At 54.9% G+C, this 12377-nt stretch carries 11 protein-coding genes and 4 pseudogenes; 8 read left to right on the forward strand and 7 right to left on the reverse strand.

What is annotated here, in order from left to right; translation table 11 throughout:
• Positions 1–302 precede the first annotated feature (302 nt).
• Positions 303–1836: pseudogene (locus ACSZO1_RS19425) on the forward strand (CHC2 zinc finger domain-containing protein); the annotation flags it as partial.
• Positions 1837–1965, forward strand: a pseudogene (locus tag ACSZO1_RS19430) (site-specific tyrosine recombinase XerC); the annotation flags it as partial.
• A gap of 105 nt (positions 1966–2070) precedes the next feature.
• Here the strand turns inward: ACSZO1_RS19430 and ACSZO1_RS19435 are convergent.
• The 4 genes and pseudogenes from ACSZO1_RS19435 to ychF all read right to left on the reverse strand — a co-directional run.
• A pseudogene (locus ACSZO1_RS19435) lies at positions 2071–2764 on the reverse strand (IS1 family transposase); the annotation flags it as partial.
• 45 nt (positions 2765–2809) lie between these two features.
• A pseudogene (locus tag ACSZO1_RS19440) lies at positions 2810–3109 on the reverse strand (cell filamentation protein Fic); the annotation flags it as partial.
• A 178-nt stretch (positions 3110–3287) separates the two neighbouring features.
• A complete protein-coding gene (locus tag ACSZO1_RS19445) occupies positions 3288–4481 on the reverse strand; it encodes a tyrosine-type recombinase/integrase (RefSeq protein ID WP_437615576.1) in 1194 nt (397 codons plus the stop codon).
• A 215-nt stretch (positions 4482–4696) separates the two neighbouring features.
• Entirely contained in the window at positions 4697–5788 is a 1092-nt protein-coding gene (ychF, locus tag ACSZO1_RS19450) for a redox-regulated ATPase YchF (protein WP_437615578.1), read from the reverse strand.
• Positions 5789–6131: 343 nt separating this feature from the next.
• Here ychF and ACSZO1_RS19455 point away from each other — a divergent pair, with 343 nt between their 5' ends.
• Complete coding sequence (locus tag ACSZO1_RS19455) at positions 6132–7613, forward strand: SulP family inorganic anion transporter (protein ID WP_437615580.1); 1482 nt, start codon at positions 6132–6134, stop codon at positions 7611–7613.
• A gap of 283 nt (positions 7614–7896) precedes the next feature.
• Here the strand turns inward: ACSZO1_RS19455 and pth are convergent, their stop codons facing one another.
• A complete protein-coding gene (gene pth / locus ACSZO1_RS19460; protein WP_437615582.1) occupies positions 7897–8484 on the reverse strand; it encodes an aminoacyl-tRNA hydrolase in 588 nt (195 codons plus the stop codon).
• A 276-nt stretch (positions 8485–8760) separates the two neighbouring features.
• Here pth and ychH point away from each other — a divergent pair, with 276 nt between their 5' ends.
• The 5 genes from ychH to ACSZO1_RS19485 all read left to right on the forward strand — a co-directional run bounded on the left by ychH (position 8761) and on the right by ACSZO1_RS19485 (position 11269).
• Positions 8761–9039: a stress-induced protein YchH gene (gene ychH, locus ACSZO1_RS19465; protein ID WP_437615584.1), complete on the forward strand. Its 279-nt coding sequence runs from the start codon at positions 8761–8763 to the stop codon at positions 9037–9039.
• A 253-nt stretch (positions 9040–9292) separates the two neighbouring features.
• Positions 9293–9982, forward strand: coding sequence for an MFS transporter (locus tag ACSZO1_RS19470; protein ID WP_437615586.1), 690 nt, complete (start codon positions 9293–9295; stop codon positions 9980–9982).
• A complete protein-coding gene (locus ACSZO1_RS19475; RefSeq protein WP_437615588.1) occupies positions 9979–10464 on the forward strand; it encodes a hypothetical protein in 486 nt (161 codons plus the stop codon). Before ACSZO1_RS19470 ends, ACSZO1_RS19475 begins: the two co-directional genes overlap by 4 nt.
• Positions 10461–10985, forward strand: a complete 525-nt coding sequence (locus tag ACSZO1_RS19480) for a cupin domain-containing protein (RefSeq protein WP_437615590.1) — start codon at positions 10461–10463, stop codon at positions 10983–10985. Before ACSZO1_RS19475 ends, ACSZO1_RS19480 begins: the two co-directional genes overlap by 4 nt.
• Positions 10982–11269: a helix-turn-helix domain-containing protein gene (locus ACSZO1_RS19485; protein WP_437615592.1), complete on the forward strand. Its 288-nt coding sequence runs from the start codon at positions 10982–10984 to the stop codon at positions 11267–11269. The genes ACSZO1_RS19480 and ACSZO1_RS19485 overlap by 4 nt, the downstream gene beginning before the upstream one ends.
• Positions 11270–11271: 2 nt before the next feature.
• On the opposite strand, the gene ACSZO1_RS19490 is transcribed toward ACSZO1_RS19485, so the two are convergent.
• Together ACSZO1_RS19490 and ACSZO1_RS19495 are read right to left on the reverse strand one after the other, a co-directional pair.
• Positions 11272–11970 carry a GGDEF domain-containing protein gene (locus tag ACSZO1_RS19490; protein ID WP_437615594.1) on the reverse strand — a complete coding sequence of 233 codons (699 nt, stop codon included), beginning with the start codon at positions 11968–11970 and terminating at the stop codon, positions 11272–11274.
• Positions 11865–12245: a hypothetical protein gene (locus ACSZO1_RS19495; RefSeq protein WP_437615596.1), complete on the reverse strand. Its 381-nt coding sequence runs from the start codon at positions 12243–12245 to the stop codon at positions 11865–11867. The genes ACSZO1_RS19490 and ACSZO1_RS19495 overlap by 106 nt, the downstream gene beginning before the upstream one ends.
• Between the last annotated feature and the right edge of the window lie 132 nt (positions 12246–12377).

Here is a 12377-nt window from a genome sequence, read left to right on the forward strand (position 1 = left end):
TCCGGCAGCCTTCAGTGGTCTTTGCAGAGTTAAGACAGGCGGCTTAGCGTTGCACTTCGAACTTGAATCCGCCCCCATCGAATTAATCGCACCTTCCTTAATGAAGAGCTGCTCCTGTGTTTTACTGGTAATCCAGAAGTTATTGATGAAGGATGTAATTTATTGATAAATAAGTACAAGTTATGCCTCTTTGAGGATCACAATCAATTATTAAGATCGTTTGATTATGGTGAAGTTGTACTTAGTGGTTTTTAAATGACAAATCCCGGCCATTGCGCCGGGATTTTTACTTTAACGGTTAGCAGGGACATGACTTCGCTGTTCTCTGCCCGTTCCACGCGGAAAAGTCGCCGTCCTGTGTGATCTCCCCGGCTAAAAACCTGTATCACTGCTTCGGCTGCAACGCGGGCGGACGGTGCTGGACTGGCTGCAATACACCGAAAACCTGACGTATGCGCAGACGTTGATCCGGCTGCGCGATCTGGCCGGATCTTCCTCTTCGCTGCCTTCCTCTGCTTCTCCTTCAGCCGCCTCTTCTTTGCCGCTCGTCCGGCAGACGCTCACCGATCTGGACGACGACGGGCAGGCGCTGCTGTACCAGGTCACTGACTGGTATCACCATAATCTCCTTCAGTCGCCGGATGCGCTGGCCTAGCTGGAAAAGCGCGGCCTGAATCATCCTGAGCTGGTCGGTCACTTCAGGCTGGGGTTCGCGGGCGCACACGGCATCAGCGGCGATGCGGGTCTGCTGCCGTCCACATCGAGCAAAGAGGGTAAGCGGCTGCGTGAACGTCTGGCGGCGCTGGGCGTGCTGCGTGAGCAGACCCGACAGGATCACTTCCGGGGCTGCCTGATGGTGCCGGTGACGGGCTGGTCAGAGAGTCACGATCCGGCCTCGCGTGGCCGGGTGCTGCAGCTCTACGGACGGCGGGCGATGGCGGATCATCAGCTTAAAAAAGCTCGGCAAAACACCTGTATCTGCCGTCGCCGCTGACGGGGATCTGGAACGAAGCCGCGCTGGCCGCCGACTCTGAAATCATCCTGTGTGAAGCGCTGATCGACGCCATGACCTTCTGGTGCGCCGGGTTCCGCAACGTGATCGCGGCGTTCGGAGTGAACGGCTTCACGCCGGGTCATCTGGCGGCGCTTCAGTATCACGGGGTGAGGCGGGTGCTGATCGCCTTCGACCGGGACGAAGCCGGGGAGCGGGGCGCGGAAGCCGTCGCGGAACGGCTTGGCGGAGCCGGGATCGATGCCTGGCGGGTGCGGTTCCCGGCGGGCCTGGATGCGAATGCTTATGCAGTGAAAAGCGTTAACGCTGAGGGTGCATTAGCTCTGGCGCTGGAGCAGGCGGTGCGGATGTCCGGGCCGGTTCCTGCCGTGTCCGGCAGCGACGCCGGAGCCGCTTCAGAAACCGGCTCAGCCCGCAGTGAAACATCTTCTTCTTCAGCCGCCTTCCCGGTCTCACCGCCCGCGCATCAGCCTGCTGAAACCGCCGCCATCGCCTGTGAAGTGACGTCCTCCGGGGAGCTGCTGTTACGTTCCGGGCCGCGCGTGTGGCGGGTGCGGGGCTGGCAGAAGAACCTGCTTACCGAGGTGATGAAGGTGAACGTGCGGGTGCTGGACGAATCGACCGGCGCGTTCCACACCGACCAGCTGGACATGTACCACGTGAACCAGCGGCAGGCTTACGTATCCACGGCGGCAAACGAGCTGGCGTGTGATATGGCAGTGATAAAGCGCGAGGCGGGCCGGGTGCTGCTGGCGCTGGAGCAGCAGCAGGATGAACGGCTGAAGGTGGCGGAGGCGGAGCGGGCTTCGGCGGCGGTGACGGTAACCACGCTGAAAGTGCAGACGCACCACAGCTACCGCTTTATCCTGTGGGCGGCAGAGCGCGGCATCCACTACGCGGCGGAGGTCACACGGCCGGTGCTGGAGAGCTGGCAGCGTTACCTGTACCAGTATACGGTCTAAATGTGACGTTTACGCAACGGTCACAGTTAAAGCCTCAGAAGTTGGAATGCAATGGGGGCAAGGCAATATGAAACAGGGGGTAATGATTCCAACATACTGATAGTGTTTTATGTTCAGATAATGCCCGATGACTTTGTCATGCAGCTCCACCGATTTTAAGAACGACAGTGATTTCCGTCCCAGCCTTTCCAGATGCTGCCTCAGATTTAGGTTATACCGCTCAATTCGCTGCGTATACCGCTTACTGATAACGTGCAGCTTTCCCTTCAGGCATGATTCATACAGCGGCCAGCCGTCGGTCATCCATATCACCACATCAAAGGCCGACAGCAGGCTCAGAAGACGCTCCAGCGTGGCCATGGTGCGTTCACCGAAGACATGCGCCACAACTGTCCTGCGTATCCTGTCATATGCGTAAAACAGCCAGCGCTGGCGAGATTTAGCCCGATGTAGCCCCGTTGTTCGTCCATTTCAGCGCAGACAATGATGTCACTGCCCTGTTGTATGCGCGAGGTTACTGACTGCAGCCTGAGTTTTTTAAGTGTCGTAAAACCGTGTTGAGGCCAACGCCCATAATGCGGGCTGTTGCCCGGCATCCCACGCCATTCATGGCCATATGAATGATTTTCTGGTGTATACCGGGCTGAGAGGCGGTGTAAGTGAACTGCAATTGCCATGTTTTACGGCAGTGAGAGACGAAATAGCGCTGATGTCCGGCAGTGCTTTTGCCGTTACGCACCACACCTTCAGTAGCGGAGCAGGAAGGGCAGCTGATGGAAATGCAAGCCACGTTAACACCTCAAAAGTACCACCATACACTAAATCAGCAAGTTGACATCATTACCGAAGGGGCAAACATAAAGCCGCCCTTGCTGATATTGACCGCTCTTTCTTGTCCGGCCCACTCGTAAATGTTACCTAACCACCGGCGGTGCCAGCTTTTTAGGATGGCTACGCTGAGCTGTCCTTCCGGGAACTGTTCTTCAAAAACTAACTGGTAAAGTTGTTCTAACAGGACAACTTCAGCTTCATCCATCTCATCGGAAACAGCGATACCCAGTTTATTAGCTAAAACCTGCTCGCAAGAGGCTTTCTCTTACTGGCCTTCACTGCTGGATACATGGTATCGGCTCATGGGGGTGCCCTGTGTTATTGGAGGGATGGAAAAAAGAGGGATTATAACGGCGGGTGAGTTCAGCAAACAATAATCGTAAAATCAGATGGTTACTAAAGTATAGGTCAAAATGTGGTTTTTATTATTCAGCATAAAATAATTATTATTAATCAATGTTAACACACCAATGCATCATAGTTTACGAAATATCCACACTGCCACGGGTGTAGCTTACCCATCCATCAAGCTTATCAGCCCATTCCTGCATCATCACTTTGCGCTCATCAAGATACGTCGCATGGTTGTACGTGCGGCGAACGTTGTTGGTATCAGCGTGCGCAAGCTGAGCTTCGATAGCATCAGGTCGATAGCCCATCTCGTTTAACCGTGTGCTGCCTGTGGTTCGGGTTGCATGTGGGCTGTAAGTTCCACTCCAGCCGAGGCTTTTAAGTAGCTGACGCAGCGAGTGTGATGTCATCGGGCCACGCGGGTCATCACGGCCAGGAAAGAGGTGGTGTCGATGCCCGGTTAATCCCTGTAGCGTTCTGAGCATTTTGACGGACTGGGAGGGGAGGGGAATAACATGTTCCCTGCGAGCCTTCATGCGCGTCGCCGGAATGGTCCATAGTGCATTATCGAGATCGAATTCTGCCCATTCAGCTTCGGTGACTTCGGCTGGCCGTGCCAACGTCCACCACATTAGCCACATGCAATAGTTAACCTGATATGAGCCGCGACTGTTATCAAAACAGCTTAATAGCTTCCCTATTTGCTGTGGGTTCAATGCCTGTTTGTGCTGTGTCTTATTCGCCGGAAGTGCCTTGCGTACAGGCCAGACAGGATCGCTATCTGCTCTGAGTGTCGCTACCGCCAGCTCGAAAATCGATGAAATAGTCCGGCGGGCTTCAGCGGCTACGGACGGAGCGCCGCGCTTAGCCGTTTCCTGAAGAATTTTTAGAATGTGGTGTGGGGTGATCTCTCTGACAGGGAGCTTACCGATTGCGGGGAAAACCACACGTTCAAGCATATCCAGTCGGCGCGTTTTGGTGATTTCGGCCCAGTCTTTCATCTGCAACCATTCTTTGGCGATCAGCTCAAAGGTGTTAGATGCGTCATTGACCTTGCGGATCTTATCTAACTGACGAGCCTGTGTCGGGCTAACTCCATCTGCGACTTGTTTACGCGCTTGCTCGCATTTCTCGCGAGCTTCGGCAAGTTTGACCGTCGGGTACTCACCTAGCGCAAACATGCTGGATTTACCGTTGAGTTTAAATCGATAGCGCCATGCCTTTTTTCCATTAGGTTTCACTTCGAGGTAGAGGCCATTGAAGTCATTGAGCCGATAGAGTTTTTCTTTCGGTTTGGCAGTGCGGCATTGCGTATCAGTTAGCATAGCGGGTCCTTGTCTTTTTCTTATACCGTTATTGTACTCACCTGAAATGATAATGGAAACAGATTGTACTCATCTATGTACTCATTTTAGACGGCGCTTTCATGAGATCGCATGAGACAATGTGGAATAAAAAATCCACGCAAGCGCGTGGAATTTAATGGGTTTTGTGAGCTTCATGAGATGTTATGAAATCTCATGAGACAAAACATTTAATTTTAGACGTTGAACAGGAAATTCATCACATCGCCATCTTTCACGATGTACTCTTTCCCTTCAGAACGCATTTTACCGGCTTCTTTCGCACCCTGTTCGCCTTTGTAAGCGATAAAGTCTTCAAATGCGATGGTCTGCGCACGGATAAAGCCTTTCTCGAAATCGGTATGGATTTTACCGGCTGCCTGTGGTGCCGTTGCGCCTACCGGGATAGTCCAGGCACGCACTTCTTTCACGCCCGCGGTAAAGTAAGTCTGCAGGTTCAGCAGGGCGTAACCGGCGCGGATCACGCGGTTCAGACCTGGCTCTTCGATACCTAGCTCGGCCATAAACTCGGCACGATCTTCATCTTCCAGCTCAGCGATATCCGATTCCACAGCGGCACACACTGCCACCACCACAGAGCCTTCTTTCTCAGCGATTTCACGCACCTGGTCAAGATAAGGGTTGTTTTCGAAACCATCTTCGTTGACGTTGGCGATATACATGGTCGGCTTTAGCGTCAGGAAGCTCAGGTAACGGATGGCTGCTTTCTCTTCTTCATCCAGTTTCAGAGAGCGCAGCATACCGGCGTTTTCCAGATGCGGCAGGCATTTTTCCAGCGCAGCCTGTTCAGCTTTCGCATCTTTATCGCCGCCTTTGGCTTTCTTCTGCACGCGCTGCAAGGCTCGTTCACAGGTTTCCAGATCCGACAGTGCCAGCTCGGTGTTGATGACGTCGATATCTTCCGCCGGGTCCACTTTGCCCGCAACGTGGATGATGTTGTCGTTCTCGAAGCAGCGCACCACGTGGCCAATCGCTTCGGTTTCACGGATATTGGTCAGGAACTGGTTACCCAGGCCTTCACCTTTGGAGGCGCCTTTCACCAGACCGGCGATATCGACGAATTCCATGGTGGTTGGCAGGATACGCTGCGGCTTAACGATTTCCGCCAGCTGGTCGAGACGTGAATCAGGCATTGGCACCACGCCGGTATTCGGCTCAATGGTGCAGAACGGGAAGTTAGCTGCTTCAATCCCCGCTTTGGTCAGCGCATTGAACAGGGTGGATTTACCCACATTAGGCAGGCCCACGATACCGCATTTGAATCCCATGTTTGAATCACCTTAATAGCTTGATAATCAAGGTATTTTAAAATACCTCAATATGGATGTAAAAAAACTTCCGGCATTATACACGTAATTATTGCCTGGTTGGCGGCGATTTCACGTCAATAGCCGGGTTAAGGCTTGTGATCGCGATCTAATTTTTCCATACTAGGGCCATCTTTTCGCCAACGGAGACAGCGCGGATGCATCTGTTTCTGCTTACGCCACCCTGAGTTTTCCCCTGTCTGCGCAACGTCCGTTGCCACTGTCGTCTGAACGACAACCTCACTGTGCCCGATCCTGCGGTCGCACGGCACTGGCTGTTATTAAAAAAATAAGTGAAAAAATTATGTTTAACCTGAGCAACCTCAGGGTCTACGGCATCAAGAATGATGTGCTGGCTGGCGCTGTTGTCTCTGTCGCGCTGATCCCGGAAGCGACGGCATTTTCCTTACTGGCAGGGTTATCGCCGATTATCGGTCTGCATACCGCGTTTATTCTCGGGCTGGTGACGGCATTTATCGGCGGTAAGCCGGGCATGATCTCCGGTGCGGCCGGGTCGATTATTGTGGTGTTAATCAGCCTGATTCAGCAGCACGGCTATGAATATGTGCTGCTGGCGACCATTCTTGCCGGGCTGTTGCAGGTGGCGATTGGCGTATTCCGGCTGGGTAAATTTATCCGCCTGGTGCCGCAGCCCGCGATCTTCGGATTTGTGAATGGCCTGGCGATTGTGATTATGCTGGCGCAGCTGCCGATGATTAAAGACCAGGGGCCGGTGATGTATGGCCTGGTGGCGCTGGCAATGCTGATTGTCTGGCTGTTCCCGCGTTTTACTAAAGTCATTCCAGGCTCGCTGGCGGCGCTGATTGCCATCAGTGCGATTGCGATTGGCTTTAATCTGGAGACGAAACGCGTCGGTGACTTAGCCGATATCGCCGGCAATCTGCCGGTATTCCATCTGCCGGAAGCGCCGCTGAGCCTGGAAACGCTGAAAATTGTGTTGCCGTATTCGGTAATCATCGCGCTGGTCGGGCTGATTGAGTCACTGCTGACCATGGCGGTGCTCGATGAAATGGGTAACCAGAAAGGGGCAGGGAATAAAGAGTGTGTGGCGCAGGGCGTCGGTAACACCATTTGTGGCTTCTTTGGTGGCTTTGCCGGTTGCGCGATGATTGGTCAGTCGATTATCAACTTTACCTCTGGCGGGCGTGGACGTATCTCGAACCTGGTGGGCGCGTTACTGCTGATCCTGTTTGTTGTCAGTCTGTCGCAATATATCGCTTTGCTGCCGGTGGCCGCGCTGGCTGGCATTATGTTTGTCGTCTGTATCCGCACCTTTGAGTGGAGCTCACTGCGTCGCCTGAAGCGTATGCCGAAAGCGGATGCGGTGGTGATGATTGCCGTAACGCTGGTGACCATCTTTACCGATCTGGCGATGGCGGTGATTTGCGGGGTGATTATCTCCGCGCTGGTGTTTGCCTGGCAGCATGCGCGTATCACCATTGTGCGCGAGCAGCAGGAAGGGGACGAGAAAACCTATCAGCTGGAAGGTCCGCTGTTTTTCGGTTCCAGTGCCGCGTTTGGTGAGCTGTTCTCACCAGAAAATGATCCTGCGAAGGTGGTGATTGATTTTGCCCGTACCCGGGTGATGGATTCCAGTGGTGTGGAGGCGATTGATAAGCTCAGTACGCGCTATCAGCAGGCGGGGAAAAGTCTGCGGCTGCGTCATCTGAGCGAGGATTGCATTAGCCTGCTGCGTAAGGCGGGGCCTTACTGTATGCATGAGCTGGATAATCCGGATTACATAGTGGCGGCGGATGATGTTTGATGGCCTGCTGGTGCACGCAAAAGACGGTGAGCTTACGGGGTTTAACCTGTAACGCCATCGTACTGGAAACGCAGGCAGCAACACAGAAGCTTAAAACGCAGGGAACCCGGTCAGCGGAGAAAAGCGTCCCGCGCCATGGACGGCGCGGGCCGAGCTGTCATGGATGACGCTTTTTGCGTCTTTGCGGAGCTGACCGGGTTCCCTGCGCAGGCCCGGTCTCCCAGTCTCCCAGCCACCCAGCCCGGTATCCGGCATCAATTGCAGCCAGACCTCGTGTTAAACCTTATCCCGCCTTAAACGCATGCAAACGATTCATCGCCTTCAGGCGATCTTCTTTTAGCCACACCTCAGTGCAACGTGCCGCTTCATCCACCGCATCATCAATCAGTTTCTGTTCCGCAGCCTGCGGTTTACCCAGCACAAAACCCACCACTTTATTGCGATCGCCCGGGTGACCAATACCAATCCGCAGACGGTGGAAGTTCAGGTTATTACCCAGCTTGCTGATAATATCTTTTAAGCCATTATGCCCGCCGTGACCGCCGCCTTGTTTGAATTTCGCCACGCCAGGCGGCAGATCCAGTTCATCATGCGCCACCAGAATCTCTTCCGGCGCAATACGGTAGAAGGTCGCCATCGCCGCCACCGCTTTGCCACTCAGGTTCATAAATGTGGTCGGCACCAGCAGGCGCACATCCTCACCGGCAATATTCAGTCGCGCAGTGTAGCCAAAGAATTTGCTCTCTTCTTTTAATGACTGATTGTGGCGATCAGCCAGCAGATCGACATACCAGGCGCCGGCATTATGGCGGGTAGCGGCGTATTCAGCGCCAGGGTTGGCCAGGCCAACAATCAGTTTAATCGTGCTCACGGTGATGGGTTCCTGCTAAGTGCTTAATCCAGAGGCGCTAGTGTACTGTGCCGACCCACAGAACACAAAACCGCACTGCAGGTGATTACAGGAGGGATAGTTCAGGAAGTTGATAATACATTTTCTATATAGATTCAGCTGGTTAGACGTAAAGAATTGTCAAAAATATGTGCATATTGTGATCCATCGCGCAACGTAACGGCAGGTCATTTCCTAAACTTATGTCAACCAGGCAATTCGTGCTATTTCACGCAGCCTGAGTTCATGGAGGTGATTATGAAACGTAAACACGCGAACGTCGCAGGTAATGCCCTGATGGGACTCGGGTTACTGACCATGGTACTCGGCGTCGGCTACTCCATCCTTAACCAGTTACCACAACTGCAACTGCCACAGTATCTGACGCATGGCGCCATTTTCGGCATCTTTATTGGCGCGCTGCTATGGCTGGTCGGTGCGCGTATCAGCGGCCGGGAAAAAGTCGCTGACCGCTATTACTGGCTGCGGCACTGTGGCGATAAACGTTGCCGCCGCGACTCCCATCACAGCCATTAGTTCTGTCAGTAACAGGGTGACCGGCTAAGGTTGCTCTGATGACAGCGATATCCGGGGCGGCTTCCCGCGCATCTTAACGGCGCAGCAGCTCCGGTTTTACCCGTTTTTCTCCTTTCTGACGTTATCCTTTTTGCGCGCTGGCGTGAATTCCTGCGTGATTATATTGGCCGTTTTGCGCTATTTTTTGTCCGATTATCGGCAGATTCAGCCCGGCGCGGGTGGCACAATCTCCTGAATCACTGCCGGAGCCACTATGTCATTCAAATCGTTACTTCCCTGGGCAATGCTGTTTTTGGCCGGAATATGCCTGCGCAGCGGCATCGCCTCGGTTGCGCCCGTACTGGAAAATATTCGCCACAGTTTACAGATTGATACCCGCTGGCTGGGGCTGCTGACCGCCATTCCGGTCATCTGCATGGGGGTGTTATCACCACTGGGCCATCAGCTCGAACAACGTGCCGGACTGCGCAACAGCATGCTGCTGGCATTTGCGCTGCTGATCCTCGGGTTGCTGCTGCGTCTCGACAGCCGCAGTTTTGGTCTGCTGCTGCTGACGGCCGCCTGTGTAGGGGGGGCGGATGCGATTATTCGTCCGCTGCTGTCCGGCTTTATCAAAGAGTCGTTTCCGCAGCATACCGCGCTGGCGATGAGCATCTATTCCGCCAGTATGGGGCTGGGCGCAGCGGCTGCCGCCTGGGCGACGCCACTGTTCGCGGATATCCGCGGGCTCGGCTGGCAGGCGGGGCTGGCGGTCTGGGCGCTGCCCGCGGTGGTGGCGGCAATGCTGTGGTATTACGGTTCGCGTGATGATGAACATCATACTGCCGATCCTGAGGCTGCGCAGCTGACGCTATCACGCTCGCGCGCGTGCAGTTCACGCTGTTTTTTGGCCTGCAGGCCGGGATTAACTACAGTGTGGTCGCCTGGTTACCCGCTTTTATGATTCATCAGGGGTACAGTGCGCATCTGGCGGGGTTGCTGATGGCGTTTTGCGTGGTCACTCAGCTGCTGACCAGCCTGCTGTTTAGTGTCGTGACGCGCCTGCTGCACATCAGCCGCGCCCGTGCGCCGCTGGTGTTTGCCCTGCTGACGCTGGCGGGTGCTCTGGTCATGGCGGGCAACCTGTCACCGTGGCTGGCATCGCTGCTGCTGGGGATGGGCACCGGGGGACTGTTTCCCATCGCATTGATCCTGCCGCTGGACTTTACTGTCACCAAAAGCCAGGCGACACGTCTGTCGGGTATGACCCAGTCTGGCGGCTATCTGCTGGGCGGAGTGATCCCCTGGCTGGTGGGGGTACTGGCGCAGCAACTGGGGATGCGCACTGGGTTGCAGATGGCATTGTTATTCCTGACGCTGGCGATTACGCTGGTGGCACTGCTGATCGCCAGCGCTTACCGGCAACGAGACACCCACACACCATGAAACCCCGTCACCCGCCAGTACAACCTGAATCGAGCCGTATGGTGCAGACGGAGGACGATGCGTTCTGGCTGTCACAGGAAAGCCACAGCGCCGGAACGCAGATTGTGCGTCACTGCCACCCCGATTTCGTCCAGCTAATCTTTATTGTCTCTGGCTGTGCCTGTTTCTGTTTCGACGATCGTCTGATCATTGCCGGGCAGGGCAGCGCGGTGTTTATCCCGGCCGGCGTGGCGCACAGTATTGAAATGCCGCGTCAGACGCGTCTGCGGGCAATCGCGATTTTTTCCCCGCAGACACTGGTGCTGGCGGAACATCCCTGCCAGCTAGAAGTCAGCCCGCTGCTGGAGGCACTGAGTGTGGCGGTCAGCGACTTTCCCCGACAGAAGCCCGCGACGGCAGCGGAGCAGCGGAGCAGCGGCTGTGGCTGGTGTTTATCGATCAGCTGGCCAGTGCGCCGCAGCGCACCCAGACCATCCCTTTTGCCGCAGAGCCACGCCTGCGCCGGGCGATTGCCCTGTTGACCACCAGTGACCATTTCAGCAAGAGCAGCCGTGATATCAGTCAGCAGATTGGTGTCGGCGAACGCACCCTGACGCGCCTGTTTGTGACGCTGACCGGAATGACATTCGGCGAGTATAAAAAGAGAATTCAGATGGAGTATGCCATCACCCTGTTGCAGAGCGGTTTGCCGGTCACGGAAGTGGCTCTGCAGGTGGGATATGAAACCCCGTCCGGATTTATCTATGCGTTCCGCCATTACACGGGGAGGGCGCCGGGGCAGTATAAAGTACGTGCCCCGGCGTAATGTCACAGCAGGACGGCTTCCGCCGTTTCTGCACAGAAGGTTTCCACGCGGTTACGGCCATTCGCTTTGGCGCGATACAGCGCTTTATCCGCCGCAATCATGCATTCGGTAAAGGTAATATCCTGCTGGCGGCTGGTGGTGACACCAATACTGACTGAATAGGACACTTTATCCGGCAGTGACGTTGCCACCGCAGTGCGAATATGTTCGCTGAGTGCGGCAGCGGTCTTTTCGTCGATGGTCAGCACGGCGGCGAACTCTTCACCACCGAGGCGCGAGAAATGGCTGTCCGCAGGCAGAATGGCACTCACCACCTGGCAGAAATCGATCAGGATACGGTCGCCCTGGAAGTGACCGTAGCGGTCATTGATGCTTTTGAAGTGGTCGAGATCGAACAACATCACCGTCAGCGGCTGACTGCGCTGCGCAATGCGGCGCAGTTGCTGTTCGGTATGCTTGAACAGGGCGCGCCGGTTCCAGACACCGGTCAGCGGGTCACGCAGCGAGGCCTGCTTGTAGCGGATCTGGTTGCGTTCATTGACCATCGCCAGAATGGTAAAGGTGACGCCAATAACAAACAGAATCGATTCAAGAATCACATACACTGAGAAGGTTGAGCCGCCAATCGCACCATGCTCACGCGCCGCGACACCGCCGTCGAGAAAGATACGCGCAATATGGAACAGCAGGTGTATCCACAACAGTAACTGGCTGGCCAGTAGGTGGCTTTCAGTTCCGCAGGCGCCTGCGCCAGCAGCATAATCAGCGCGCTGGTGTAGAAAACGCACAGCAGACAGCTGACGATGATGCGCAACAGCATGGAGTGATAGAAATCGGGTATCAGGCAGAGAACCGCCCAGAAGATGGCGCCAAAGGCCCAGTGATAACCCAGCGGTTTATTGCAGAAGCTGCGAAAGGCGTTGAGCAATAAACCATAAGCCAGCATCACCATCACGTTGCCAACAAATACCGGCAAAAACTGGAAACCATAACTGCGCAGACTGCTGAGAAAAACTGATAACAGTGTCAGTACCAGGCGGATTCAAGTTCGAAGTGCAACGCTAAGCCGCCTGTCTTAACTCTGCAAAGACCACTGAAGGCTGCCGGA

The organism is Erwinia sp. V71, assembly GCF_965644245.1.
Lineage (GTDB): Bacteria > Pseudomonadota > Gammaproteobacteria > Enterobacterales > Enterobacteriaceae > Erwinia.